Genomic DNA, 25,893 nt, shown 5'->3' with positions numbered 1-25,893 from the left:
TATCGATTCCTCCCCTTTGGTCTTGTATTAGGAAAATATAATTATACTATTTTTATTCCTGGCTGTCAACTTTCTCACCCTCATGTTTCGCCAGATACTTCTTCGCGATCTCTTCTGCCCGCAGGAAGCTCTTCTCATATACCTCATACTCTTCCCACGTCTCCACGGCGAAATAATCTCCCTCGATACACACGCCCGGATACTCGTTGTTGTACCAGATCCGCATGCCGCCCTTACCGGTGGCACTCATGACGATCTTTGGGATCTGATCCTTCGTCTCCTCGTATACCTTGAGATTCTCCTTCAGATATTCCAGATGCTTGTGGATCTTGTCCAACGGCACCCGGTACTCCATTTCCCGCTTGTGATAAACGCTCAGGAAATCATATGCCACATAAGCGTTCTTTCCCTCTATTGCAAGATAACAGCCACAGGGAAGCATTTCCCGGTAGCCGATGGTTGACTGCTTTGCTTTTTTACCTGTATTGTCCATTATCTGTTCCCCCTGATCCAGTATCTTCCCTTATTATACCGTAAATCAAAGAAACTTCATAGAGTTTTTTGCAAAAAAAGCTCAGCCATGTATAAAAGAGCGGAGATGTTGTGCTTGCACATAAATTCTGCGACGCCTGTGCATGGACGGAGCGCCCGTGCATGAGCAGAAATGAGCTCGCAGCAGCGGAGAGCGCATAATATATGCGCGGTTCTGCGAATGGGCGCGGCTGAGCTTTTACAGTATCTCCTCCAGTTCTTTCAGCGCCCGAATGATATACGTCACTTCCCGTCCCTGGGTATCCCCTGTTCCTTTCCGGTCGAACCAGCAGGTGTCGATCCCGGCGTTGATGCCACCCTGGATATCGGAGGTCAGGGAGTCACCGATGACCAGCAGTTGTTCCAGCGCCGGATGCCCCATCCGCTCCAGGCAGTAATCAAAGAAGGCATTCTGGGGCTTCTGAGCACCTGCATCCTCGGACACAAAGATGTCTTTCATATACCGGTCGATGCCGGATTTTTTCAGACGGCTGTACTGGGTCTTGGATACGCCGTTGGTGATGACGTACATTTCATAGTGGCCGGACAACCGTTCCAGTATTTCCAGCGCCCCGTCGATGAGGACGGCGGATTCGTCCAGCTGCTTCCGGTACAGACGTTCTGCCGCCAGACCGTCCCCTTCCACGCCCAGTTCTTTGAAAAACAGCGGGAACCGGCTTTCCAGAATATGATCCCGGGTGATCTCGCCCCGCTCGCAGGCTTTCCACAAACTGTCGTTGATCCGACTGTAGCAGGCGATCTTTTCCGCATCCGGTTCCACGCCGTAGGCCCGGAGCACCGCCTGCACACCGTTGTTTTCTGCTGCGGTGAAATCCAGCAGCGTCTCATCCACATCCCACAATAATTTCGTATATTTTCCCATTTTCAATCCCCCATTATTACTAATCATCAAAATCTATCATCAACTTTTCTATTTGCAGTTCTGCACTACAAATGATACACGATGATTGTCTATTGGACAACCTCCTTTGTTTTGTGATACGGTTGGCGAACCCTTTCATGATACATGGGAGGTTTTTCGTTTAAAAATAAAATCCGGAAACCATTTACACAGTCCCCGGATTTTATTGTAACATAGTTTACTTTTCCTCTCCATCCTCATACACGATCTTTCCGCGGCAGATGGTGTATTTTACCTTGCCATACAGTTTCTCGCCGATAAAAGGAGAATTGCAGGCTTTGGAGGCGAAATGCTCGTCCACGGTCCACTGCTCGCCCTCGCTGAAGATGACCAGATCGGCATCCGCGCCTTCCTCGATGTAGCCCTTGTTCAGGTTGTAGAGTTTGGCCGGGTTCAGGCTCATTTTCTCCATGAGCTGCATGACGGTGACATGACCTTTGCGCACCAGCTTGGTGATGCCAAGGCCCAGGGCTGTCTCCAGGCCGATGATGCCGCTGGGTGCCTCGGTGAAGGGACGCTCTTTCTCTTCCTTGCTATGGGGTGCATGGTCGGTGGCGATGATGTCGATGGTGCCGTCCTTGATGCCCTCAATGAGCTCGTACCGGTCTGCCCGGGTACGAAGCGGCGGGTTCATCTTCGCCAGGGTGCCTTTCGTCAGCACCGCATCCTCGTTTAAGGAGAAATGATGAGGTGTCACCTCTGCGGTGACGTGGGCGCCCATCTCCTTTGCCAGCCGCACCAGCTGCACGGAGTTGGCGGAGCTGATGTGCTGGATGTTGACCTTGGCGCCGGTGTGCAGCGCCAGCATACAGTCTCTGGCCACCAGCACGTCCTCAGCCAGCGCCGGAGCGCCGCCCAGGCCCAGCTTTTCGGATACTTTTCCCTGGTTCACACCGGGTGTCTCGATGAAGGCCTTGTCTTCCTCATGGAAGGACAGAGGTACGTCCAGCCGCTTGGCCTCTTCCATAGCAGCCTTGGTCAGTTTCTCATCCATCAGCGGGATGCCGTCGTCGGTGAAGCCCACCGCGCCGCAGGCTTTCAGCTCTTCCATATTGACCAGCTCTTCGCCTTTTAACCCCTTGGTGATGGAACCGCAGGTCAGCACGTTGACGTCACAGCCTGCCGCTTTTTCCAGAATGTAATGGATGGTGTCGGAATTGTCTGCCACCGGCTTGGTGTTGGCCATGCAGATGACGGTGGTGTAGCCGCCCCTGGCCGCAGCCCTGGAACCGCTGACAATATCCTCTTTGTATTCAAATCCCGGATCCCGGAAGTGCACATGCACATCGATGAGCCCCGGCGCCACAATGAGCCCCCTTGGCCTCCACGATCCGCTCGTAATCGTCGGAGCGCTGATATTTTCCGATCTTCTTGATCTTGCCGTCCTCGATGAGAAGGTCCAGCACATCGTCAATGCCTCTTTTCGGGTCAACGACCCGGCCGTCTTTAATCAGGATCATCGTGCTTCCTCCTTCAGATACTCATAAATCACCTTAGCGCCGTCACAGATGGACTCGATGGTAGTAAACTCTTTCTTATTATGGCTGATGCCCTTGGCGCAGGGGATGAATACCATGGCCGTGTCGCAGATATGGGCAAAGGACATGGCGTCATGTCCGGCACCGCTGATCATGGAGCGGTGAGGGATTTTCAGCTCTTTCGCCGCGTGGAGCAGCTTCTGCTGCAGTTCCACAGACATGCCGATGGGCGGAATGTCGGAGGTTTTTTCCCGGAAATATTTCATTTTCCGCTTCTCGCACACCCGCTTGCACACCGCTTTCAGCCGGGCTTCCATTCGATCCAGGCTGGCCGGGTCGATGCCTCGCATGTCCACGCCCAACTCCACCTCGCCGGGGATGACGTTCAGGGCGTTGGGATGGTTGGTGATGACACCCACGGTGGCTACCGACTGGTACATGGACTCGGATTTTCCGATCTCCTCGATTTCCAGAATGATCTCCGCTGCCGCGCAGAGGGCATCGGTACGCATGCCCATGGGTGTTGCGCCGGAGTGCTCCGCGTTGCCGTGAATGTGGATGTTGAACCGGCGGGGGCCTGCGATGGTCTGCACAATGCCCACCTTATCGCCGTACTCCTCCAGCACCTTTCCCTGCTCGATATGGAGCTCGATGTATTCCTTGATACCTTGGATGCGCTGGGGCTGGAGATTGTATCCCTTGCGGGCAAATACCTCCCGCAGCGTCTCCCCCCGCTTGTTCACCGCATCGCCGATGTCGTGTTTGTATACTTCCTTTGTGATCAGGCCGCTGCCGATGGTGCTCCTGCCAAAGTTGCTGGATTCCTCACAGCGCATGGCGCCCACCCGGATGGGCAGTCCCAGGTGATCCCGTTTGGCCCAGTTTAAGATCATCAGGCCTGTGATAACACCGGCCACGCCGTCATACCGGCCACCCTCGATAACGGAGTCCAGATGGGAACCGATGAGGTAATACGGGTCATCCATGTCACAGTCTTTATCGTACAGGTAGGTGTTGCCCACCTCGTCCTCGTAATTGCCGTAGCCCTTCTCGTCGCCCAGCGCCCGCAGGGTGTCGTGCATCTCGTCCTCTACCTCGGTATAGCCCAGACGGGTCACGCCGCCGTTGTCTGAGCTTCCGATCCCGTAGAAACGGTCAAACAGATACTCGGCATACTCGATATCTTCAATCGAATGCTGCATATCCTTGTCCTCCTTTTCGTTACAGTCTCACGATTCCCACGTGATCTACGATGTCAATTCTTGTGCCAAAAGGCGCGGACAGCTCTGCCAGATGAGCCAGCAGCGCATCATCCTCCGCAAAGGCCGGCAGGCCTCTCCGGTATCTGGGCAGCTCCATGCCCAGATGGATCGGATAGAGACGAAGCGCTGTTGCCTGTCCGCCCTCCACATCCCACTGAGCGATAACAGAACGCCATACGTCCGGGTTCACGCCCAGGCCGATGGTGCCGTTCTTGCTCCGGTTATCCATGCCTTCGCCCACCATGCTGGTGTTGGACATGTGGTATTTCTCGTAAAAATCAGCAGGCTGATGAGTGGTGGTGTCATTTTCAAACAGGAAGTTGCCCAGGCTGTAGAAAATGATGCCGCCCTTGTACAGCTCGATGCCCCGCAGAATATGCGGGCCGTGGCCCAGCACCACGGAAGCGCCTGCATCGATGCACGCCTTGGCGAAGGTCTGTAAAAACTGTGCCGGACGCTCTTTGTCCTCCCCGGTCATCTCATGGGAGTGGATGCTGACCATCACATAGTCGGACTGCTTTTTCGCCTCCCGGATGGAATCGGTGATCCGCTGCACATCTGCCGCGGAAGGAACGGTCTCCTTGAAGTTGGCATTGTCCGGGATAAATTCATGGCCGCCGAATTTGAAGCTGCCCTCGGGTGCCACGGCAAAGCCTTCCTTCACATCCAAGTTCTGCTGGGCGTTGATGTCGATCTCTCCGGCCAACTTCTGCAGCATATCGTAATATTCCTGTGTCACATGGAACTTGTTCTGAAAATGCAGGGGGTTCACGCCGGGACGGCCCTTCATGTCCAACCGCTGGTTGCCCGCTGCCCAGGATTCATGGAAGGAAGAGGTGGCTGCGATGACCGCCGCACGGATGTTTTCTCCCTCCACATACACCGGCGCGGACGCATCCGACAGGTTTTCTCCGATGCCTGCGAAATTCATGTCTTCCTGTTTCAGATATTTTGTCGTCGCCAGCAGGCCGTTATGGCTGTAGTCCATGGAATGGTTGTTGGCGCTGTTATATACGTTAAAGCCGTATTTTTTCACGTCTTTTAACAGAGACGGATGGGCCATGGCCCAGGTGCCGCCGGAGAAGCCGAAGGGATAGCCCTCCCGGTCATGGACGGTCACTTCCAGATTCACGAACCGGATGTCCTGCTTTTCCACAAAATCCACCAGCTCCTGCATGCCCTCGTATCCTTTTTCCGGCAGCTTTCTTGTGATAAACAGATCTCCTGCCGCTACAAAAGATGATTTACTCATGATGATTCCTCCGTTTTTCTTATGCCGGGATAAACTCGCCGTTGCTCTCCTGCTCACAGGTCAGCTTGCCGTCCTTCATGACGGTGCGGCCTCTGACGATGGTCTGTACCGGGAAGCCCTTTACCTGGAAGCCGTCAAACGCGGTTACCTTGCTGATGCTGTACATATCTTCCATATGGATGGTCTTCTCCAGATCCATGTCCACGATGGTGAAGTCCGCGTCGGTGCCCACGAGAACAGAGCCCTTTCTCGGATACAGGCCGTACAGCTTTGCGGTATTCTCGGAAAGTACGGCTGCCAGCTGGTTGGCAGTGATCTTTCCCTGGCTTACCGCATTGATCATCAGCGGCACGATGGTCTGGATGCAGCACATGCCGGACGGGATCTTGAACAGACTGCCGGTCTTTTCCTCTGCGGTATGGGGCGCATGGTCAGAACCGATAGAATCAATGATCCCCTGTTCCACGCCTTCCCACAGCCGATCCTGGTCTGCCTGGTAACGCACCGGCGGATAGCCTTTGATCTTTGTTCCTACCCGGAGGAAATCCTTGTTGGTCAGATTCAGATAATGAGGGCAGGTCTCACCTGTGACGTTGATTCCCTGTTCCTTGGCTTCTTTTAACAGATCCACGCTTTCCTTGGCACTCATGTGCAGGATGTGCAGGTGGGCGCCGGTGGCTTTGGCAAAGGAAATGCCGGTCTTAACAACCGTTTCCTCACATACGGACGGACGGCAGGCCAGCAGTGCCTCGTACTCGTTCTCGTAATCCTCCACCTTCAGGCGGCTGGTGAGCTCGCTGATCACGTCTGCATTCTCGGCGTGGATGGCCAGCGGCTTGCCGGTCTTGGCCACATGCTCGAAAATGGTGTAGATCTCGCCGTCACCCAGCGGCGGGATAACGTTGGGATCGCCCTTCTCATAGTTGTATACCAGATTGTAGTTGGACTTGTTGATGGCATAGCCCCAGAAAAACTTGTAAGCAGCCACGCCCAGCTCGTCCAGCTCCTGCAGATCGTCGTTGTTGAGGCGGCCCAGGCAGAGTGCCCACATGGCAAAGTCGATGTATGCCTTGGATTCCAGATTGGCCTTCTGCGCTTTGAACCGCTCGGCGTCTGTCACAGCCGGGACAGCGTTTGGCATCTCGATGAGGCTGGTCAGGCCACCCAGGGCTGCCGCTCTGGTGGAATGGAAGAAGTCCTCCTTGTGGGTAGCACCACCGTCTCTGGAGTGCACATGAGGATCAATGAAGCCCGGGAAGATCAGCTTGCCGGAAGCATCGATGACTTCCCTGGCCTCCAGCACCTCATCCGTCAGCTGTGCGATCTTGCCGTCCAGCACATAAATATTCGTGCGCTCACTTTTTTCCGGTGTAACCACGGTTCCGTTCTCAATTCTCAGATCAAACATTTTTTGCTCCTCCTTTTTAAAAAAAGAAAAACACGGACGCCAGTCTCCGGAAACCCTTCCGTAAACTGGCGCATGTTTTTCGGCGCTCCTCTTCCGGCGCGCTTATTTATTTTCTTTATATACGTTTTCGCCCAGATAGGCGGCGCGGATGGCATCGTTATTCAGCAGGTTTGCACCTGTGTCGCTCATGACGATCTCGCCGTTTTTCAGCACATAGCCGCGGTCTGCCACACCCAGTGCCATTTTCGCATTCTGCTCTACCAGAAGAACTGTCAGACCCTTCTCCTGGTTCAGCCGTTTGACAATGTGGAAGATCTCTTTTACCACCAGCGGTGCAAGACCGGTGGAAGGCTCATCCAGCATAAGCATCTTCGGGTTGGACATGAGTGCTCTGGCGATGGCCAGCATCTGCTGCTCGCCGCCGGACAGTGTCTTGCCCAGCTGTTTCTTTCTTTCCTCCAGACGGGGGAACATGTCAAAGACGCTCTTTAAGTCCCGGGCCACGCCCTCTTTGTCCTTGTATCTTAAGTAGGCACCCATCTCCAGGTTGTCCTGTACAGTCAGATCCGGGAAGATATGCCGTCCCTCCGGGGACAGGGCCATCCCCTCTGCCACGATCTTCTCTGCGCCCATGTTGGTGATATCCTTGCCGTCAAAAATGATGCTGCTGCCTTTTTTCTTCGGGAGAAGGCCGGCTGTGGAGCGTAAGGTCGTGGTCTTTCCGGCACCGTTGGCGCCGATGATCGTCACGATCTCGCCGTCTTTGACTTCAATATTGATCTTGTGCAGCACTTCGATATTGCCATAGGCCACACGCACATCTTTCAGTTCCAGCATTTAGTCGTCCTCCTTTCCGAGATAAGCCTCGATTACCTCGGGATTGCTGCGGATCTCCTCCGGGGTGCCGTCAGCGATCTTCTTACCAAAGTTCAGCACCGCAATGTGATCGGAAATGGTCATGACCACGTCCATCTTGTGCTCAATGAGCACTACCGTGATACCCCGGTCACGGATGGCCAGGATCCGTTTGGACAGCTCATCCAGATCCTGGGTATTCAGGCCGGATGCGGGCTCATCCAGAAGCAGCACCTTGGGCTGTAAGGCCAGTGCCCGGGCGATCTCCAGATTCTTCTGCATGCCGTAGGACAGGCTGCCTGCTTTTTCATTCGCATATTTGTCCAGTCCCATGAACTCCAGCTCGCTCATAACCTCTTCCCGCAGCTGCTTCTCCTCTTTTCTCTGTCCCGGTGTGCGGAACATGGAGGAAAGAACGTTGCTCTTGCTGCGGCAGTGAAGGCCCACCAGCGCGTTATCCATGACGGACATATCCTTGAACAGGTTGATATTCTGGAAGGTACGGGCAATGCCCGCCTCCGCTCTCTGAAATGCTTTCAGCTTTGTGATCTCTTTTCCCTCAAAAGCAACCGATCCCTGAGTCGGTGTGTAGAAACCGGCGATCAGGTTGAAGAAGGTCGTCTTTCCGGCACCGTTGGGGCCGATGACTGCTGTGATTTTTCCTGCCTCTGCGGCAAAGTTGACGCCCTCTAAGGCCACCAGACCGTCAAAGGTAATGCCCAGATCTTTTGTCTCCAGTAATGCCATGGTTATTCCTCCTCCGTCTTTTTCTTGTGCTTGCCGCACAGCAGGTTGTCCAGCCACGCAATGGCACCGCCCAGTCCCTTGGGGGCAAAAATGATGATGGCTACGATGGCTGCGCCGTACAGGACCAGTCGGATATCACCCACGGAACGTAAAAGCTCCGGGATCATGGTCAGCACGAACGCACCGGCAATGGAACCGGCGATGCTGCCGATGCCGCCCACGACCATCATGGCCAGAACGGAGGTGGACTCTGCACTGACGAAAGACTCCGGAGAAATGAAGTGTACCTCGTAAGCGTACAGAGATCCGGCAATGCCTGCAAAGAATGCGGAAGTGGCAAATGCAATGATCTTGTAACGGACGGTGTTCACGCCCAGTGCCTGTGCGGCGATCTCGCTCTCACGGATGGAGAGAAGGGCACGGCCGGTACGGGAATGGATGATGTTCCGTGTGAAGATGATCATCAGCACAAGGAAGATCAGCACGATATAATAATAGGTTTTGTAAGTCTTGAAGTTGATCTCCAGAAATCCCAGGTTCAGGATCGGTGCTTTGATGCCTAAGATACCGCGGGAGCCGTTGGTGACAGCCTCCCAGTTCAGGAATACACGGTAGGCGATCTCGCCGAAGGCCAGGGTGGAGATTGCCAGATACAGCCCCTTCAGACGCAGGGCCGGCATACCGAGGATGATGCCCCATACCATAGCCATCAGGCCGGCACACAGCACACAGACGAGGAAGGGCATGTCAAACTTCGTTGCCAGAACAGCCGCCGTGTAGGCACCGATGCCGTAGAAGGCGATGTGGCCCACGGAGAACAGGCCGGTACAGCCGGTCAGAAGGTTCAGGCTCAGCGTACAGATGGCAAAAATGCCGCCGATATTCAGTACGTGCAGCCAGTAGTTGCTGATTCCGGTCATCGGCAGGATGATGGCGATGACAAGCAGGATCCAGATTCTTGTTTTCTCATATACTTTTCCAAACGTCATTTTTACACCTTCTCTACTGTTTTCTTCTTACTCATGATACCTGACGGCTTCAGGATCAGCACCAGGAACAATACGATATACGCGATAGCCGACTGATAAGCAGAGGAACCAAACGCAACGGCCAGACACTCGGCAATACCGAGGATGATGCCGCCCACCATGGCACCGCTGGCAAAATCCAGACCGCCGAGAACGGCTGCCGCATATCCCTTTGTTCCGATGGTGGCACCGATGCTGGCGTTGAACAGGTAAACCGGCGCCAGAAGCATACCGGCAATCGCACCGATGGCAGATGCGATAACAAAGGTACCTGTCAGGGAAGCCCTGACGTTAATGCCCATCAGACGGGCAGCCTCTTTGTCCTGCGCGGTTGCTCTCATAGACTTGCCGACTCTCGTCTTCTTTAAAAACAGGTTCAGAAGGATCACCAGACCAAAACCAAATACCGTATTCCATAAGTTCTGCGGGACAAGGATCAGGCCGCCCACATGGAACGGCTTGTCACCGAAAATAGACGGAAACGCAAATGCATCTGCGCCGAAGATGACGCGCAAAAGGTTTCTCACACAGATGCTGACGCCGATGGTGGCGATCAGCTTACTCATATCCTTCGCATTCTCCAGCGGACGGAAGGAAAGAAACTCGATAATGTAGCCGACGATCATACTCACAACGATTGCCAGCGGCATGGCCAGAATAATGGGCATTCCCAGTTCCACATGAAGCACAAGCAGGGAAAACGCGCCGATGGCACATACCTCACCCTGTGCAAAGTTCAGCACTCCCCATGCCTGATAGATCAGTACATACCCGAGTGCTACCAATCCGTAAATGCTTCCCAGAGAAAGTCCCTGGATCAGCTGCTGTAAAATCTGCATATTGCATCTCCTTCTTCTTCGTAGCGTATATGTTCCAGTGTCCAAATGTCACATCTTGACTTATCCTATTTTATCAATTCTATTCAGAAATTCTTTCAGACTGGCAAACAGCCTGTATTTCCCATCGTCCATACAGGCTGTTGCCGATCCAGTTATTTTGCAGCGCATGGTATCATACTCTGCGCACCGTTCAGGAGCGCTTTATTCGCAAAACCGCGTTTTCAACGCTCTACTTAACTAACTCGTAGGTGCCGCCCTCGCAGAGACGGATGATCAGGATGTCTCTGTTTGCGTCGCCGTTCTCATCGATGGTGATGGTACCGGTTGCCAGAGGCATATCCTTGACAGCCTTCATACCAGCCATGATATCGTCAGCCTTCATATCCGGTGTTGCTGCCTTCAGGCCCTCTGCCAGAACCATCATTGCATCATAGGACATAGCTGCGTTGGAGTCCGGAGTCTCGCCGTACTCTGTCTCGTAAGCATCAATGAATGCGCCTGCTGTCTCAGAAGCTTTCTCCTTATCCGGGAAGAAGGTCTGGGTGTTCAGGATGCCAACTGCGGATTCTCCGCCCAGCTCATAGAGCTTTGCGTTGGTCAGTCCGCCGCCGCCCATCAGGTCACAGTCGATACCAAGCTGATCGCACTGTTTTGCGATGGTTGCGCCGCAGCCGTACATGGTCCACATGATGATAGCTTCCGGATTGAGATCCTTGATCTTCAGAAGCTGTGCGGACATATCGGTTGCACTGGAATCGAAAGCTTCTACTGCCAGAGGCTCGATGCCTGCGTCTTTCAGTGTCTCTACTACAACATCTTTTCCGCCTGCGCCGAAGTCATCGTTCTGGAACATAACGGCAATGTTCTTATATCCAAGATCATTGATCGCATACTCTGTGATTGCCTTTGCCTGCAGCTTGTCAGATGCCTGCAGACGGACAATGTAGCTGTTGGACGGATCTGTAATGGCAACACCGGAAGAAATCGGAGTAACAAGCGGGATCTCGTTGTTCTCTGTCACATCCATCATAGCCAGTGTACAGGAGCTGTTGACGGTACCAACTGCTGCAACAACCTCATCACTGGAAACCAGCTTGTTGATGGCGGATACTGCCGTCTTGGGATCCTGCTGGTCATCTTCCTCGATCAGCTCGATGGTCATGCCATTGATGCCGCCGTTCTCGTTGATCTGCTTTGCAGCAAGCTCAACGCCCTTCTTCTCAGTATCACCAACCATTGCGGAAGATCCGGAGAAAGGTCCTACAACACCGATCTTGATTGTTCCTTCATACGTTGCATCAGATGCTGCTGCATCGTCAGATGATGCCTCTGTCTTGTCTGCGCTGTCTGCGGATGAGCTGCCCTCATCTTTGGATCCACATCCGGATACCATTGCTGCTACCATGGCTGCGGAAAGTAAAATACTTAATACTTTCTTCTTCATAGTTTGCCTCCTCTTCTCTGAATAAAATTGATAGTCTATTATTAATTTCCCACCCTTTCGGCTCCCCGATGACAGGTAAGTAATTTAATAATCTTTTTAAGTAATTATATTACCATAAAACATGACTTTTCACAAGAAATGAATTCATTCTCAACAAAAAAATAATTACCGTGCAGCCGGATCATCCGCAGAACTGTGCGGCCGCATGTTTCGCTGCTTCGCAGCTGCTTTCCGCTCATTTCCCATGTTGAAAATATCCTTTCATTATATACAAAAAAAGACGTACCGACCTTCCGATCAATACGCCTTTGTATGAAATCTCTGCTTCTTTTTCAGAATAAAAATGATTCAGTTCTAATACGGTGATAAGATTAGCATGATTTCCTGCTTTTGTCAATACCGATTTTGCTTATATGGAAAATCTTTCCATGCCGGACAGACGCGAAGCAGTCCTGATCGGCAATCCCTCTGCCGCATCTGCAATCAGGCTTCTCCCATCACTTCTACATATACCCGTCGTCTCTGGGGGCCGTCGAATTCCGCCAGATAGATTTCCTGAGCGCCGCCGCAGACGATCTCCCCGTCGATGACCGGAAAGACGCAGTGATTGCCGGTGAGCAGGCTCTTCAAATGGCCCTGAGAGTTGTTGCCGGTGGCGCCGTAATCCGGCAGGAAATGGGCATGGGCATACGTTTCATTTAAGGGCGCAGATTTTTCCAGCATATCGCTGATGTCGGACTCCACGCAGGGCAGCGCCTCATTGACGAAGATGCCCGTGGTGGTGTGGGAGGTGATGACCGCAGCGATGCCGTTTTTCACGCCGCTCTCCCGGATGAGCTGATGCACCTCTTCCGTGATGTTGATATATTCCTCCGCCTTTTTGCTCAGGCGGTAAAGCTCCTTGAGTACGACCATCCTACCTGTCTCCTTTCAGGAAACGAAGTGCGTTTCCTCCATATAAAGCTTCTCTGGCTGCGTCCTTCATGGGCACCGCATCCAGCGCCCGCTTGATCTTGAAAGCGCGGAATCTGGGGGTGTTGGAAGCAAACATGACCTGCTCCCGGAAGCCCCGTTCAAACCAGTGGGGCCCCATGTCCACCGTGAACAGGCGGCTCATGGACTCCTCCGGGGAATCCATGTACAGCACGGAGGTATCGGTGTATACGTTGGGATACTTGATCATGAGCATGACCATCTCCCGCACCCAGGGCCAGGCAAAATGGGCCAGGCAGCACCGCAGATGCGGATGGGCGATGAACACCTTCTCAAAGGCCAGCGGATGGGCGTATTCTGCAGGGGTGTTGGGCTCCCAGGATGTGCCCGCATGGAAAATGATGGGCTTATTTCTGCTCTCACAGATTTCATAAATGGGCTCCATACACGGATCCGCAGGGTAAAATTTCTGCTTGGACGGATGAAGCTTCAGTCCCTCCAGCCCCAGATCATCAAAAGCGTGGATGAGTACATCCGCCGCATCCTTCCGGTGGGGATCCACACTGGCAAAGCCGATGAGCCGCTCCGGATACCTGCTCTTGAGAGCTGCGATCTGCTCATTGGTCACGATCCACCCGCCCTCGGTGGTGGTCACATCCATGGGCAGCAGCGCCTCTTTGTCAATGCCGCCGAAATCCATCTCCGCAAATGCCTCATCCCAGTCCATGGGGCCCTGCTTCCAGACGCCGAAGGTGTCCTTGCGAAATTCCAGTTCTTCTTTATTGTCACAGATCGATTTGTAAAAAATCGGATGCACATGCATATCAATTACCATTGTCATCTCTCCTGTTCTTCTATGCAGGCGGTTCCTGTCTGTTTAATACGGCCGGAACCTGCCGATCACATCTGCGGAAAGCTTTGCCCCCGCCTCCATACACTCCGGAATGGACCTTCCTTCCAGCATGGCCTTCGTAAAGCCCGCGATATAGCTGTCCCCGGCGCCCACCGTGTTGACCACATTTTTCACCGGTACAATACCGCAGGAGTAGAAAAATTCGCCGTTATAGCACAGGCTCCCCTCTTCCCCCATGGTGGCGGTCACCAGCTTCGGCCCATAGGACTGGATCTTCTTCATCCAGCCGGTGAGTTCCTTGCCGGGAATCCCATCTGCCGAGAAAAATACATAATCCACAAAAGGAAACAGCTTCTCACACTCATACTGCGGATCCCGCGTAAATACGGAAAAATCCATGAGGATCTCCACGCAGGCTTCCTTCCAGGCCGGCAGATACTGCAGCACATTCCCGAACAGATCGGTGTGCAGCAGATCATGCTCTGCCACAAAGGCAAAATCCTCTTTGGTGATGGCATAGTGCTCCATCACGCCGTCGATGGATTCCAGATGCACCCGGTCGGTACCGTTTTTCAGCTCCATCCGCATGCGGCACGTCTGGCCCTCCTCGGTGCGCAGATGGGAAATGTCGATGCCCTCTTTTTCCAGCACCGCCTTCATCTGCTCCCCGTACTCGTCATTGCCCACCACGCTGACCACACTCACCGGCACCCCGGCCCGGGCCAGATGCACGCCGAAGTCCACGCCGTTTCCGGTGGGGTACCACTCGTTCAGATTCTCATATACATCGGCGCAGCAAAACCCCACTGCCGCCACTCTTTTTTGTTTACTCATAATGCACTCCATATCCCCAGGCGCCGTCAATGCCGCACACCTGTGATGCAAACTGAGCCGCGTCGGCCAGGCTGTCCTTCACGGCCGCATGCTCTTCCATTCCCTTCTTTTTCCGGGAAAGGTATCCCACAAGGAAGGCCGTCAGCAGCGCGTCTCCGGCGCCCATGGTGTCTGCCATATGCTCCACCGGCACCGCCTGCTGCACGAAAAACTCTCCGCCCGCATAGGCAATGCAGCCCTTGGCGCCCCGGGAAGCGCAGACGATCTTCGGCCCCAACTCCGCTGTCGTCAGCAGCCGCTCCCATACCTTTTCCTGAGGTGTCTCCTCCCCGCAGGAGAAAAAGGCGTAGGTCACATAGGGCGCGATCTCTTTCACATCCTCTTCCGTGTATTCATCGGAAAAATCAAAGCTCACCGGCACGCCCGCCTTCTGCAGTTTGGGCAGCTCCCGCTCGGTGAAGCAATAAATGCCGGTGTGCACCAGGTCAAACTGCTTCGCATAGGCCAACTCAAACCGGCCCAGAGGATAGCGCACGTCCCCCCGGATGCCGCCATTGTTGTAATCCAGGAACACCCGGTCGCCGTCCACCACCGTATTTCTCGACCAGCCGTTTTCCCCGGGGATCTGCAGGCATTTCACCAGCTCCACCTGCTCTTTTTCCAGAGAGGAAATGACGTGTTCCGCCGCCCGGTCGGTGCCGAAGATGCCCATGTAGGCACTTCGTTCCACCCCCAGCCGCTTGGCAAATACGGCGAAATTCACCGCGTTGCCGCCAGGATACATGAGATGCAGGTGGTCATAGAGATCCACCACGTTATCGCCGAAGCCCAGCACTTTTACCGGATAATCCATCAATAGTCCACCTTTCCCATGTATCTGCGGTAGTCCACATCGTGATCGAACAGTTTGCCTCTGGCGGAGCGCAGTTCGCAGTTCATCGGATAGAACAGCACCGGATCCAGATAATCCCGGACAGCCGGATCAATGGCATCCATGCCATATTCCAGCGCATCCAGCACCATCAGTGTGTCCGTGTGGGTTTTCAGGAAATCTTCTGCCCGCTCATCCATGGGACGGCACTTACCGGAGCCCTTCTGCAGGAAATAGAACACGCCGTCCTCGGTCACCTCGAAGGGGCCGTGGAAATACTCGCCGCTGTGGATGTAGGCGCAGTTCTGCCACTGCATCTCCATCAGGCTGCAGATGGCAAACCCGTATGTCTGGGAAAAGGTGGCGCCGCTGCCGAGAATATAAAGGAAATTGTGATCCTTGCAAAGCTGTGCGAAACGGTCGCAGAGCTCGGCTCTCACTTTCTCCTTGGCCTTTGCCACAATGCCGTCCATTTTGGACAGGCCGTCCATGAGTGCATCATAGGAAGCAAACTCCTCCTGAGTGGCCAGCACCTCTGCTGCCAGAGACAGGGTGATGCCGCTGGGGATCTTCAGCGTCTCCAGCTCATCTGCCCACGGGTATACCCAGGTGATCCACTTGTCACTGTCCGCCGGGCTGCCTGCACGGTTGGTGAGCATGACAACCGCTGCTCCTTTTTCCAGTGCCAGCTCTACAGCATGTAAGGACTCCGGGGTGCCGCCGGAATGGCTGCATACAACGACCAGGCTCTCCTTGCCCAGCTTCTTCGGGGTTGCCAGCAGAAACTCTCTGGCCGTATAGAAACCGGACTCCACGATGGTGCTCTCTCCCATGAGCATGCAGTGTGCCGGGTACAGATCCACCAGGCTGCCGCCGCAGGCCGTCCAGTATACCTGACGGATGATGCCGCACTGTTCTTTTACCTGTCTGATGACTTCTTTTGCGTTCATAGTTTATTTCCTCCTGAAAATACATTTTCATGTTTTACCGTAATCATGTTTTTGCTGCAGAACATACAGCTTTCCTCCAAGATAGTATCATTCCGGGCAGAGCCTGGCAAGAAATATTTCCAAAATTTTACGAATTCTTTCAAAACGTGTCAGGAACTATTGACTTTTACAGGTTTCCTATATAAAATAGGATACAGTTTAAAAAAGAAAGAGGTATATTCTAATGAAAAAATTAGCAGCAGCTATGCTGATCGCAGCACTGGCAGTCGGATGTGTTGCCTGCGGCAGCAAAGAAGACACATCTGCAAACAATGCATCCACCGATGCAGCAGCAGAGGAAACCGGCGATTCCGCAGAGGCTTCCGACAGCAAGTCCTACAGCCCTACCGATATCGAGTATCATTCCGTCGCAGAGATCCAGAAGCGCGGCGAGATCCATTTCGCAACCGAGGCAACCTTCGCTCCTTACGCCTTCAAGGATGAGGCAGGCAACATCGTAGGTCTGGAGCCTTCCATGATGCAGGCCATCGCAGATGAAATGGGTGTTAAATGTGTCATAGACGATATGGCCTTTGATTCTGTTCTGCCCAGCGTACAGTCCGGTCTGGATGACATGGCACTGGCAGCCCTTTCTCCCACTCCTGATAGAAAAGAGGCATTCACCTTCTCCGAGTCTTACCTGGCCCACGGACAGTTGTCCCTGGTCCGCGCAGAGGATGCTGACAAGTTCAAGGACGCAAGTGCAATGGTTGCCGGCGTGACCATGGGAGCCCAGAAGGGCAGCTACCAGCAGACCGTTGCAGAGCATTACTATCCGGACTGCACCGGCCGTTACATGGAAACCATTCCCAACGTGATCATGGATCTGAAGGCCGGCAACATTGACATTGCCATCATGGACTATGATAATGCAACCGCTTACGCTTCCCAGAATGCCGATCTGGCAACTGCATTCGAAGTGCCGATGCTGGAGGGTGAGGAGGCTGCAAACTGCGCAGCAACCATGCTTGGCAACACCGATCTGACCGACTATGTGAACACCCTGATCCAGAAATGGCTGGATGACGGTACCATTGATAACTGGTACAACGAGGCCGTTGCGCTGCAGTCTTCCCTGACAGACGAGGCAGAGTAAACAACCACTTTCCAAACGGAACTGATCCATCGGATCAAAACTTGATATGCAATGCGTATGCGGGGTCGCGGATTTGCCGCACCCCGTATTTTTTACACGAAACCCAACACTGAAAGAGGAGGCAATGAGATGGACTTATTCTCATTTTCCAGAATGGCTGCCATTTTTGAAAAATATTCCGGCCACTTTCTGAAAGGTGCCGAGATGGCGCTGATTCTGTCACTGATCACTGTTTGCTGTGCGACTGTTTTCGGAACACTATTTGCACTGTGCAAGATGTCTAAAATAAAACCACTCAAATGGATCGTCAGCGCCTATATTGAGATCTTCCGTTCCACGCCTCTGATGGTGCAGGTCATGATCATCTATTTTGGCGCGGCTGCCCTGGGCTGGAAGATCCAGGTGCCCTTTATGAAAGATTTCAACAGCTTTTTCTGGGGCCTGCTCGTGCTCATCCTGAACAGCTCCGCCTACGTGGCTGAGATCGTGCGAAGCGGTATTAACGCCGTGGATCAGGGCCAGGCCGAAGCAGCCAGAAGTCTTGGCATGAGCCAGACACTGACGCTGAAAATGGTCGTTCTGCCCCAGGCATTCCGCAACATCCTTCCGGCGCTGATGAACGAGTTCGTCGCCATCATCAAGGAGACCTCCATCGTTTCCCTGGTGGGCATCAGCGAGCTGATGTTCTGTGCCAAGGACGTCATCTCCATCTCCTACCGGACACTGGAGCCTTACGCCATCGCAGCGATCCTGTATTTCATTATGGTATACCCGCTGTCCAAGCTGGTTTCCTATGTAGAGAGGAGGATGAACGCAAGTGTCACACGATAAGATGACAGGAGAAGCCCTGCTCCAGGTGCGGGGCCTGAAAAAACATTTTGGCCATCTGGAAGTATTAAACGGCATTGACATCGATATCCACAAAGGTGAAGTGGTCGCTGTCATCGGCCCTTCCGGTTCCGGCAAAAGTACGTTTATCCGCTGTCTGAACCGGCTGGAGGAACCCACCGCCGGAGAGATCATCTTCGAGGGGGAGCAGATCAATTCCCGCAAGGCCAACATCGACCATATCCGAGAAAAGATCGGTATGGTGTTTCAGAACTTTAACCTGTTCAGCAACATGACCGTCATGAACAATATCACCGCGGCCCCCATCAATGTGAAAAAGGTGCCGAAGGAGCAGGCCGAGGAGCGGGCCCTGACGCTGCTGGACCGGGTCGGCCTCAAAGACAAGGCCCCGGAATATCCCGTCCGTCTGTCCGGCGGACAGCGCCAGCGGGTAGCCATCGCCAGAGCCATGGCCATGGATCCCGACATCCTGCTCTTCGATGAGCCCACCTCCGCCCTGGACCCGGAAATGGTCGGCGAGGTGCTGAACGTCATGAAGGAGCTGGCCGAGGAAGGCATGACCATGGTGGTCGTCACCCACGAGATGGGCTTTGCCAGAGAGGGTGGCCGACCGCGTCATCTTCATCGACGGCGGCAGGATCCAGGAAGAAGGAACCCCGGCTGAATTCTTCGGCAACCCGAAAAACCCGAGACTGAAAGAGTTCCTGAATAAGGTGCTGTAAAAGAAAAAGCTTCCAAAGACGGTTTGTACAGAAGCAGTAAATGAAACAGTATAATAAGGAAGTATTGATAGCGTAAAAAAAGACGTCCGATCTGTGAGAGTTTTCCACAGAGACCGGACGTCTTTTTGTATTTTATCCACTGTTCACTTGTATCTTTTAACACGAAGATACAAAGGGAGCGCCTCGCAATCACCCTCCCAGATAGGCTTCCTTGACCTGGGCATTGGCCAGCAGTTTTTCTCCGGTGTCGGCCAGCACCACTTCTCCTGTCTCAATGACATAGCCCCGGTCTGCGATGCGCAGTGCCTGGTTGGCGTTCTGCTCCACCAGCATGACGGTGGTGCCTGCCTCATTGACGGAACGGATGGTGTCAAACACCTGATCCACGATGATGGGCGCCAGTCCCATGGACGGCTCATCCAGCAGCAGCAGCTTGGGTCTTGACATGAGGGCTCTGGCGATGGCCAGCATCTGCTGTTCGCCTCCGGAGAGGGTGCCTGCCATCTGGCCCTTCCGCTCGTACAGCCGGGGGAACATTTCGAACATTTTCTCCATGTCCTTCTTCATCTCTGCCCGGTCCTTCCGGAAATAGCCGCCCAGTCGAATATTGTCGATAACGGACGTCCGGGCGAACACCCGCCGTCCTTCCGGCACCATGGTCATGCCGCTCTGGACAATGGCCGCCGGATGTTTGCCGTGGAGGGATTCTCCCAGGAAAGAAACCGTTCCCTCACTGCTTTTCACCTGATTCATGATGGTCGTCAGCAGTGTGGTTTTTCCCGCGCCGTTGGCACCGATGAGGGAAACAATCTCTCCTTCGTTGACTTCAATGGACAGTCCTTTCAGCGCATGGATGTTTCCATAATATACGTGTAAATTTTCCACCTTAAGCATAGGATTTGGCATTGGCGGACGCCCCCTTTCCCAGATAAGCCTCGATCACCGTCGGATTGTTCTGCACTTCCTGGGGCAGCCCCTCGGCGATCTTTGCCCCGTGGTCGAACACCACCACCCGGTCGGCAATGTTCATGACCAGCTTCATGGAGTGCTCGATGAGGATGATGGAATATTTGTCAGCCAGCAGATGATGGATGATCTCCACCAGCTCGTCTTTTTCATGGGGATTCATACCGGCGGCAGGCTCATCCAGCAGGATCAGGCTGGGCTCCGTGGCCAGCGCCCGGGCGATCTCCAGACGGCGCTGCATGCCGTAGGGAAGATTTTTCGCCAGCCAGTCTTTTTTGTCATAAATGCCCACATAGTTCAGACATTTTTCAATAAAGGCCTGATTTTCTGCCTCTTCCTCCCGCACCCGCTTCGTGTTGAACAGCGCGTCCAGCATCCCGCTCTGTCTGCGGCAGTGTCTGGCAATGATGATATTCTCCGCCACCGTCAGGTCTCCAAACAGCCGGATGTTCTGAAAGGTACGGGAAATGCCCATTTTTGTGATCTCCTCCGGTTTGCACCGGGTGATATCCTTTCCCTTGAAGGTGATACTGCCGGAGGTCGCCGGGGAAATGCCGGTGAGCAGATTGTAAAACGTAGTCTTGCCGGAACCGTTGGGGCCGATGATGGCCACGATCTCTCCCTCGTTGATCCCGAAATCTATTTCATTATTCGCCATCAGACCGCCAAAGGCCTTGCTGACTTTCTTCGTTTCCAGAAGCATATGCATTCTCCTTCCTGTGTTATTTTTCCGCTTTTCCCCAGATACCCTGCGGACGGAAACGCATCATGACAATGAGAATGAGGCCGTACAGGATCATCCACGGGTCAAAGGGCAGGGAAAACAGCTGCTGTACCATACGGAACAGCTCCGGCAGAATGGTCATCAGTCCGGCACCCAGGATCATACCGATGATGCTCCGGCGACCGCCCACCACAACCATGGTGAAAATGGAAATGGACTGGGTAGAAGCAAACAGCTCCGGGCTGATGAAGCTGGCGAATACCGCCTGGAAGCTGCCTGCCACACTGCAGATGCAGGCAGAGATCACAATAGCCAGCAGCTTGTAATATTTCGTATTGATGCCCATGGCGACAGCTGCGATCTCATCCTCCCGGATAGCGGAAAACGCATAGCCGATACGGGATTTTACCAGCCGCCACGTAAAGAAGGCCAGAAATGCCACGATGGCAAACAGGATCAATATATAGCCATCCTTGTTGGACGGGCCGATCTTGGAAATCTTCAAACCGAACAGGCTCGGCGTCTTGATGCCGGGCAGACCGGAGGTACCTCCCCAGGCCGGTGTATTGATGGCCACATACCGGAGAATTTCACAGAAGCCATAAGTAATGACTACCAGAAACGGCCCTTTTACCTTCTGGGAGGCAAAGGCCAGCGGCACCGATAAGATACCGGAGATTGCCATGCCAATGGGAATGGTGAGCCAGAAATTCATGCCGAAAAATACGGACAGAGAACCGGTGACGTAAGCACCCAGCCCGAAGAACGCCGCATGTCCCAGGGACACCTGCCCCACATAACCGGCCACGAAATCCAGCCCCAGTGTCAGCACTGCATAGATAAGGCAGCTGACAACAATATGCTTTGCATAAGTAGGAATAAGTTTACCACCCGGCACCACTGCATCCACAAAACAGAACACCAGGACAAGAATGAGTGCTGCAAGAAAGGTGGTGCGGCCGCTCATTCCAAACAGCCAGTCGCTCTTTTTTCCGCCCGGGACGCTTTTTTTTTCTTTTCTTTCCATTTTTTCATATGCGTGGGCACCTCCTACACTTTCTCTTCGAATTTATATCCCATGAAGCCGGTGGGCTTGATGAGCAGTACTAGGATCATGATGACAAAGCCAATGGCATCCTTGTATCCGGTGGAGATAAATCCGGCTGTCAGGTTTTCTGCGATTCCCAGAAGGATGCCGCCCACCAGCGAACCGGTGATGCTGCCGATACCGCCCAGGATCGCACAGGACCAGCCCTTCAGTCCGGCCAGCGCACCCATGGTCGGGTTGATGGCGTAAATCGTTCCGATGAAAAATCCTGCCGCGGCCCCCAGGGCACCACTGATGGCAAAGGTAATTTTGATGAGCTTCTCGGAATCCGCACCCATGAGGCCCAGCGTCTGCATATCCTGGGAAGCGGCCAGCATGGCTTTTCCCACCAGCGTTTTCTTGATAAACAGCTCCAGGACGATCATGATCACCACGGTGCCGATGAGAATCATCAGATGCATGGAGCTGATGGTCACTGCCTGCCCGTTCATGGTAAACAGGGTGATCAGCTTATATTTCACCAGCTCCGGATAGGCTCTTGGATTTACCGTAAAAACAGCGTTGGCCGTATACCGCAGGAAGGTGGAAAGCCCCAGGGCGGTGATGAAGCCCGAGGTGCCAAGCGTCCCCGCTTTTCTCAAAGGCCGATACCCCAGCTGATCCACCAGCATGGCGATGAGAGAACCGATGACCATGGAAAGCAACAGCGCCGGGACAAGCGGCAGATGCCCCGCCGTCGTGAGAAAATAGCCCGCATAAGCGCCCAGCATATATACCTCGCCGTGTGTCCAGTTCATAACGCCAACAATTCCAAATACCGTCGTCCAGCCAATGGCGATCAGCGCATAAATGCCGCCCTGGGCCAGACCATTGATTACCTGCTGTATAAATACCATACACATCCACCCGCCTTGTTCAGATTTTTTCGAAGCGTTTTTCTTGTATCAGGAAATAAAAAAGGAGCCGCGCGGTGGGGTTCCGCTGCAGCTCCCTTGCTGGTACATCCACCCGCACATGCCTCGGATGAATGCCTCCTGTATTTCCTTGCTTCGTTTTAACGTACTATACACGCATTTATTTTCTTTGTCAACGCTACTTTTTACGGCAATTTTTCATGCTTCCTTCGGATAAAATGCCCCGGTAAAGGGCTTTTTCTTCTCCTTAATGGTACCTTTTCCGAACGTAAGTGCCATGTTCAAAACTTCACCTTATGCACCTGGATGCCAAAATGTGTCATCTCCTGCTCGATCCGGGCCGGAATCTTCTCATCCGTTACCACATCGTGAATGGCCGGAAGGGTAAACGAGGTCACCAGCCCTCTGCTGGAAAACTTGGAGGAGTCAGTGAGGATCAGCACCCGCTTGGCCGACTCTGCCATGGCCTTCATCGTATCTGTGCGCATGAGGTCTGCGCCGGTGAAGCCCACGCCCTCCTTGTAGCCGTCCGCTCCCACGAAAATCTTCTCCACAGAAAAATCCGCCGCACATCTTCGCGTCACCGGGCCCACCACCACCTGGGATTTCAGCTGATAGTCCCCACCCAGCAGCACGATCTTGGCGTTGGGCGCCTCCTTGATATAGGAAGCCGTGAACGCAGAATTCGTGATGATCGTCACATTTTTCTTATGGGTGGCCAGCTCCTCCGCCAGCAGGGCACAGGTGGTTCCCGACTCGATCATTACCGTCTCCCCGTCATGCACCATGGAGGCCGCCAGCGCGGCAATCTTTTTCTTACGATTGTAATTGTGTCCGATGCGGGTACTCAGATCTCCGGTTTCGTTGATCACCGCGTAGCCGTGCTCCCGCTGGATGATCCTGCGTTCCACGAGAACGTCCAGGTCTTTGCGCACTGTCACCTGGGACACCTGCAGGATATTCGCCAGCGTCACCACATCCATCCGGTGGTTCTCACTGACCAGCTCTATGATCTTGTCCTGGCGTTCCTTCATCTGCATCGGATCAGTCCCTCCTTATTATATTCTCCCGCCGCACAGCCACTCATGATTCGCACGTTTCGTGCTTGACGCTGCTTCGCAGCTATCATGATCACATTCACCGTTCATTATATCACGAACCCGCACAGCCACTGCGGTTCCCCGCGCTATCGCGCTCTACTGCCTGCTATCGCAGGCGGAACCTTCGTTAATGGCTTGTGAAAAACAAATGTCTGCTATCGCAGCCGCTTGTTTTTCCCTACGCGCATTATATCATGAATTGTAAGCTTTTACAATAAATGCAAACAACTTTCATTCGAAAGTAGTGCTATTTTATTTTGAAATTTGTATGTTTACATACCTTATTATATGTGTTATGCTGAGGACACAATATCAAACGCAAACAATTTAGGAGGTTATGTATGAAGAATCTGTTGGTGGGCCAGTCCGGCGGCCCCACAGCTGTCATCAATGCCAGCCTGGGCGGTGTGATTTCCGCAGCAAGCCTACATTCCCAGGAGATCGGACGGATATATGGCATGCGCAATGGCATTGAAGGTTTTCTGAAAGGAAACATCATCGATCTGACCGGGATGAGCGGCAAGGACGTGAACCGGCTGGAATACACGCCCGGTGCGTACTTGGGTTCCTGCCGTTACCGTCTTCCGACGGATCTGCAGGATCCGGTTTACAGCCAGCTTTTTGAAAAATTTCAGGAACTGGATATCGGATATGTATTTTATATCGGCGGCAATGACTCCATGGATACGGTGAGCCGCCTGTCCCGGCACGCAGCCGCCATCGGCAGCGACATCCGTTTCATCGGCATTCCCAAGACCATTGACAATGACCTGATCCTCACCGATCACACCCCGGGCTTCGGCAGTGCTGCCCGTTTCGTGGCTTCCACCGTGCGGGAGATTTGTCTGGACGCTGCGGTTTACGACATTCCGGCAGTCACCATCGTGGAGATCATGGGACGCAATGCCGGCTGGCTCACCGCTGCCAGCGCTCTGGCCCGGAAGTTCCCGGGGGACAACCCTTCCCTCATCTGCTTCCCGGAGCTGGACTTTGATCAGGAGGACTTTGTGGAAAAGGTGCAGGGCTGCCTTGCCAGACGTCCCGCCGTTGTGGTGTGCGTATCCGAAGGGCTCAAGGACGCCAACGGCACCCTGCTGTGCGAATATGAAACCGAGTCCCACACCGACAGCTTTGGGCACAAGAAACTCAGCGGCTGCGGCAAATTTCTGGAGGAGCTGATCTCTCACCGTCTGGGTGTGAAGACCCGGGCCGTGGAGCTCAACGTCACCCAGCGCTGCTCCGGCAACCTGCAGTCCGAGACAGACCGGCTGGAAGCCATTCAGGCCGGCACCTTCGGTGTCGAACAGGCCCTGCTTGGCAAAACCGGCGTCATGGTCACCTTCCACCGGACTGCCGGGGCCCCTTATACACTGACCCTTGGCACCGAGGATGTGAACCTCATCTGCAACGAAGAGAAATGCATCCCCCGGGAATGGATCAGCGCTGACGGCTGTGATATCACCGAGGCACTGGCTGCCTACATCCGCCCGCTCATTCAGGGCAATGCTGTGCCGCCCATGAAAGACGGCCTGCCGGATTTTCTATACCTGAAAGATTAATTTATATGTCATACCACAAAAATGCCGAGAGAGAAATTTGTTTTCCCTTTCGGCATTTTCTATTGTATCTTGTATGATCGTATTTGTCTTTTTTCTTCTTATGCAGTTGTCCCATTCCGGTTTCCGAAAGCAACCGTCTGTTCTCAAAAGCTTCTCAGTTTTCGTACTTTGCTTCCGCCGTCTCTTTTGCTTCTGTCTTCGCCGCTTCACCCTCGCTGCGGATCGCTTTGCGCCGTCTGGCCAGAATGCCGCCAACCCTTCCGGTCTCTTTGGCGGTCAGCGATTTCCAGCCGTTTTCCATGACCCGGTCCAGAAGCCCCAGCTCCCCGGCGATCTCATATTTCATCAGCTCCTCCGGTTCCAGCGCTTCCAGATCGATCTTCTTCTCTTTTTTCTGTGTCATCCCTGCCATACTCCCTTCCGTCATCTGCCTGTCAGAGAGTATGCCCGGTCTGCCCGGCGCTTATTCTTCAGGAATGATGAAAGCCGCCACAAAATAAATGATAACACCCATTCCCACGCTGGAAAGGCTCAAAAGCACCACCAGCAGACGCACCACCGTGGGATCGATCCCCAGATATTCTCCCAGGCCACCACACACGCCGCACAGCATTTTATTTTTTCTCGAACGATATAATTTCTTATCCATATGCTCTTCCTCCTCTACCT

General features: G+C 53.7%; 25 protein-coding genes and 2 pseudogenes. 4 read left to right on the top strand and 23 right to left on the bottom strand.

The features are described from left to right. Window positions 1–52: 52 nt before the first annotated feature. The 16 genes and pseudogenes from RJD28_04740 to RJD28_04665 all read right to left on the bottom strand — a co-directional run bounded on the left by RJD28_04740 (window position 53) and on the right by RJD28_04665 (window position 16,207). Complete coding sequence (locus RJD28_04740; protein ID WNV58825.1) at window positions 53–493, bottom strand: hypothetical protein; 441 nt, start codon at window positions 491–493, stop codon at window positions 53–55. Between the two features lie 237 nt (window positions 494–730). Then, window positions 731–1,414: a YjjG family noncanonical pyrimidine nucleotidase gene (locus RJD28_04735; GenBank protein WNV58824.1), complete on the bottom strand. Its 684-nt coding sequence runs from the start codon at window positions 1,412–1,414 to the stop codon at window positions 731–733. Between the two features lie 217 nt (window positions 1,415–1,631). Beyond that, a pseudogene (locus tag RJD28_04730) lies at window positions 1,632–2,913 on the bottom strand (dihydroorotase). After that, window positions 2,910–4,133 (bottom strand): hydantoinase/carbamoylase family amidase, encoded by a 1,224-nt coding sequence (locus RJD28_04725; protein ID WNV58823.1) that lies wholly within the window; start codon window positions 4,131–4,133, stop codon window positions 2,910–2,912. Before RJD28_04725 ends, RJD28_04730 begins: the two are co-directional and overlap by 4 nt. 19 nt (window positions 4,134–4,152) lie before the next feature. Then, window positions 4,153–5,445, bottom strand: coding sequence for a CapA family protein (locus tag RJD28_04720; GenBank protein WNV58822.1), 1,293 nt, complete (start codon window positions 5,443–5,445; stop codon window positions 4,153–4,155). Between the two features lie 19 nt (window positions 5,446–5,464). Then, entirely contained in the window at window positions 5,465–6,853 is a 1,389-nt protein-coding gene (gene allB / locus RJD28_04715; GenBank protein WNV58821.1) for an allantoinase AllB, read from the bottom strand. Window positions 6,854–6,955: 102 nt separating this feature from the next. Next, on the bottom strand, window positions 6,956–7,690 hold the full coding sequence (locus RJD28_04710) for an ABC transporter ATP-binding protein (protein ID WNV58820.1): 735 nt from the start codon (window positions 7,688–7,690) through the stop codon (window positions 6,956–6,958). Then, window positions 7,691–8,455 carry an ABC transporter ATP-binding protein gene (locus tag RJD28_04705; GenBank protein ID WNV58819.1) on the bottom strand — a complete coding sequence of 255 codons (765 nt, stop codon included), beginning with the start codon at window positions 8,453–8,455 and terminating at the stop codon, window positions 7,691–7,693. A gap of 2 nt (window positions 8,456–8,457) precedes the next feature. After that, window positions 8,458–9,444: a branched-chain amino acid ABC transporter permease gene (locus RJD28_04700; protein WNV58818.1), complete on the bottom strand. Its 987-nt coding sequence runs from the start codon at window positions 9,442–9,444 to the stop codon at window positions 8,458–8,460. A gap of 2 nt (window positions 9,445–9,446) precedes the next feature. Next, window positions 9,447–10,322, bottom strand: a complete 876-nt coding sequence (locus tag RJD28_04695) for a branched-chain amino acid ABC transporter permease (GenBank protein ID WNV58817.1) — start codon at window positions 10,320–10,322, stop codon at window positions 9,447–9,449. 229 nt (window positions 10,323–10,551) lie between these two features. Further along, window positions 10,552–11,766 carry an ABC transporter substrate-binding protein gene (locus RJD28_04690; GenBank protein WNV58816.1) on the bottom strand — a complete coding sequence of 405 codons (1,215 nt, stop codon included), beginning with the start codon at window positions 11,764–11,766 and terminating at the stop codon, window positions 10,552–10,554. 483 nt (window positions 11,767–12,249) lie between these two features. After that, window positions 12,250–12,681 carry a secondary thiamine-phosphate synthase enzyme YjbQ gene (locus RJD28_04685; protein WNV58815.1) on the bottom strand — a complete coding sequence of 144 codons (432 nt, stop codon included), beginning with the start codon at window positions 12,679–12,681 and terminating at the stop codon, window positions 12,250–12,252. 1 nt (window position 12,682) lies between these two features. Next, a complete protein-coding gene (locus RJD28_04680; GenBank protein WNV58814.1) occupies window positions 12,683–13,534 on the bottom strand; it encodes an amidohydrolase family protein in 852 nt (283 codons plus the stop codon). A gap of 42 nt (window positions 13,535–13,576) precedes the next feature. Then, window positions 13,577–14,386: a fructoselysine 6-kinase gene (frlD, locus tag RJD28_04675; GenBank protein ID WNV58813.1), complete on the bottom strand. Its 810-nt coding sequence runs from the start codon at window positions 14,384–14,386 to the stop codon at window positions 13,577–13,579. Beyond that, window positions 14,379–15,239, bottom strand: a complete 861-nt coding sequence (locus tag RJD28_04670; protein WNV58812.1) for a PfkB family carbohydrate kinase — start codon at window positions 15,237–15,239, stop codon at window positions 14,379–14,381. Before RJD28_04670 ends, frlD begins: the two co-directional genes overlap by 8 nt. Beyond that, entirely contained in the window at window positions 15,239–16,207 is a 969-nt protein-coding gene (locus RJD28_04665; GenBank protein ID WNV58811.1) for an SIS domain-containing protein, read from the bottom strand. Before RJD28_04665 ends, RJD28_04670 begins: the two co-directional genes overlap by 1 nt. A 223-nt stretch (window positions 16,208–16,430) precedes the next feature. On the opposite strand from RJD28_04665, the gene RJD28_04660 reads away from it, so the two are divergent. From RJD28_04660 to RJD28_04650, 3 genes and pseudogenes are all read left to right on the top strand, one after another. Next, window positions 16,431–17,342 carry a transporter substrate-binding domain-containing protein gene (locus tag RJD28_04660; protein ID WNV58810.1) on the top strand — a complete coding sequence of 304 codons (912 nt, stop codon included), beginning with the start codon at window positions 16,431–16,433 and terminating at the stop codon, window positions 17,340–17,342. A gap of 129 nt (window positions 17,343–17,471) precedes the next feature. Then, on the top strand, window positions 17,472–18,173 hold the full coding sequence (locus RJD28_04655; GenBank protein WNV58809.1) for an amino acid ABC transporter permease: 702 nt from the start codon (window positions 17,472–17,474) through the stop codon (window positions 18,171–18,173). 16 nt (window positions 18,174–18,189) lie between these two features. Beyond that, window positions 18,190–18,913, top strand: a pseudogene (locus RJD28_04650) (amino acid ABC transporter ATP-binding protein). Between the two features lie 189 nt (window positions 18,914–19,102). Here RJD28_04650 and RJD28_04645 read toward each other — a convergent pair. The 5 genes from RJD28_04645 to RJD28_04625 all read right to left on the bottom strand — a co-directional run bounded on the left by RJD28_04645 (window position 19,103) and on the right by RJD28_04625 (window position 23,605). Continuing rightward, a complete protein-coding gene (locus RJD28_04645) occupies window positions 19,103–19,807 on the bottom strand; it encodes an ABC transporter ATP-binding protein (GenBank protein ID WNV59561.1) in 705 nt (234 codons plus the stop codon). Then, complete coding sequence (locus RJD28_04640) at window positions 19,800–20,582, bottom strand: ABC transporter ATP-binding protein (protein ID WNV58808.1); 783 nt, start codon at window positions 20,580–20,582, stop codon at window positions 19,800–19,802. Before RJD28_04640 ends, RJD28_04645 begins: the two co-directional genes overlap by 8 nt. A 19-nt stretch (window positions 20,583–20,601) precedes the next feature. Continuing rightward, window positions 20,602–21,630: a branched-chain amino acid ABC transporter permease gene (locus RJD28_04635; protein WNV58807.1), complete on the bottom strand. Its 1,029-nt coding sequence runs from the start codon at window positions 21,628–21,630 to the stop codon at window positions 20,602–20,604. 23 nt (window positions 21,631–21,653) lie between these two features. Beyond that, window positions 21,654–22,547, bottom strand: a complete 894-nt coding sequence (locus RJD28_04630; GenBank protein WNV58806.1) for a branched-chain amino acid ABC transporter permease — start codon at window positions 22,545–22,547, stop codon at window positions 21,654–21,656. A gap of 299 nt (window positions 22,548–22,846) precedes the next feature. Continuing rightward, window positions 22,847–23,605 carry a DeoR/GlpR family DNA-binding transcription regulator gene (locus tag RJD28_04625; GenBank protein WNV58805.1) on the bottom strand — a complete coding sequence of 253 codons (759 nt, stop codon included), beginning with the start codon at window positions 23,603–23,605 and terminating at the stop codon, window positions 22,847–22,849. Between the two features lie 401 nt (window positions 23,606–24,006). Here RJD28_04625 and RJD28_04620 point away from each other — a divergent pair, with 401 nt between their 5' ends. Next, window positions 24,007–25,224 carry a 6-phosphofructokinase gene (locus RJD28_04620; protein WNV58804.1) on the top strand — a complete coding sequence of 406 codons (1,218 nt, stop codon included), beginning with the start codon at window positions 24,007–24,009 and terminating at the stop codon, window positions 25,222–25,224. A 154-nt stretch (window positions 25,225–25,378) separates the two neighbouring features. On the opposite strand, the gene RJD28_04615 is transcribed toward RJD28_04620, so the two are convergent. Both RJD28_04615 and RJD28_04610 read right to left on the bottom strand, forming a co-directional pair. Further along, window positions 25,379–25,627: a small, acid-soluble spore protein, alpha/beta type gene (locus RJD28_04615; GenBank protein ID WNV58803.1), complete on the bottom strand. Its 249-nt coding sequence runs from the start codon at window positions 25,625–25,627 to the stop codon at window positions 25,379–25,381. Window positions 25,628–25,687: 60 nt separating this feature from the next. Further along, window positions 25,688–25,873, bottom strand: a complete 186-nt coding sequence (locus tag RJD28_04610; GenBank protein WNV58802.1) for a PspC domain-containing protein — start codon at window positions 25,871–25,873, stop codon at window positions 25,688–25,690. Window positions 25,874–25,893: the final 20 nt, after the last annotated feature.

Source organism: Oscillospiraceae bacterium NTUH-002-81 (assembly GCA_032620915.1).
Lineage (GTDB): Bacteria > Bacillota > Clostridia > Lachnospirales > Lachnospiraceae > JAGTTR01.
This window is presented reverse-complemented; position numbering and strand designations above follow the sequence as displayed.